Raw genomic sequence first — 1440 nt, 5'->3', positions numbered from 1 at the left:
TTTTCTAGTTTTTCCCTTTCTTCTCGTCGTCTTTCTTCTTCCTCACGAGCTTGTTTTTCTTTCTTTAGACGTGCTTTATAACGATCAATCGCTTCTTGTGAAATACCTTCAAGCGGTCCAAGAATAGTTGGAGCAAGAGCACCACCGTCTTCACGGTCAGCTAGGTAGAAATTGTCATTAGTTTCAATATTTCCTTGTTCTCGACCAGAAAGACGGATATGTTGATCTTCTAGATTAACCTCTTGTAATTTTTCAAAATCAGAATTATCTTTTTTCGCTTTATAGATGACAAAACCTACAACATCATAGTCCCGGTCTTTCGCGATATAACTAGAATACTTAGATGATCAATAGAACTTAACAAGAGCACCACCGTCAGCATGTAGGTAACCACTAATTTGTGAATCAGCATAAATTTTTCGGTCAATTTGACTTTCACGTGTATATCTTCTTGTGTCATTTCCTACTGGAATTTGTCTTAACTTTAAAGTAACACGGTAACCTTTGTTCAGGTTTTGGATAGGTTTTCCATCCTTATATAAGAAGAATTGAGTATTAAGGAATGCAGGACGACCACTATTATTAGCACTTTGGAATGCCATTTTTCGAATTGAATTAGGTGCGAATGAAATAGTTAATTTATCGTTCTCAGTCAATTCTGTCGCTGTTTTTTTAGGGTCGAATACATCGAATTGTGTTCTCGTTTCAGAAGGAGTACTGAAACTATTTGCTCCTTCATACAATTTATAGACTGATGAGAATTTAGTTTTTAAATCCTCAGGACCATCAACTACTTTAACCTCAATATGGTCGTATTCAGAAAGAAGTTGGATTCCCTCTCCAGGATTTGCTCGATTTCTTACAAAACGGAAGTCAACTGATCCATCATCGTGAACAAAGGCTTCTTCAGAAATAATTTCAATTTTTCTTTGAATAGCATCCTGAGTTGAGTTATTAAAATGCTGCAATGCTTTCATTCGCAATTTAAGTCCCTTGACATTATCAGGATTACTAAATTTCATTCTTAGGTGATAGATAATATCTTCCCCTTCTTTCTTAAGAAGGAAGATTTTATTTTCCTTTCGGAAGTATAGAGTTGAGTGAGTAGTGTCTGATTTTATATCTTCTGGTTCTTCTCTATCAGGTTCATCATTGTTACTCTTATCTTCAAGGTCAACTCCACCTTTTTTTATTTCACCTTCATCCCCCTTAAATTGATCATTTGGGTCAGGAAGCAATTTATCATCATCAGATTGGTTTTCTTTTCCAGCTTCTGGTGTCTTTTCATCTTTACCTTTTTCAGGAGTCTTCTTACCTTCTTCAGGTTTTTTCTTAGGTGGAGTTTCAGGTTCAGGTTTTGGTTTTCCTGCATCAGGTTTACTATGGTCGTGACCAGAATGGTCATGTCCACTGTGGTCATGATCATCCTTCTTTTCTCCG

Annotated in this window: 1 protein-coding gene; it reads right to left on the bottom strand. The window is 36.2% G+C overall.

Features of this window, described 5'->3' with window-relative positions:
- A partial coding sequence (locus T416_RS03920) for a hypothetical protein (RefSeq protein ID WP_038079723.1) occupies positions 1-1440 on the bottom strand: 1440 nt, incomplete at both ends.

It is taken from the genome of Ureaplasma canigenitalium ATCC 51252 (assembly GCF_000712165.1).
Classification (GTDB): domain Bacteria; phylum Bacillota_I; class Bacilli_A; order Mycoplasmatales; family Mycoplasmoidaceae; genus Ureaplasma; species Ureaplasma canigenitalium.
The sequence above is the reverse complement of the archived record's forward strand: the minus strand, read 5'-3'. Positions and strand labels throughout refer to the sequence as shown.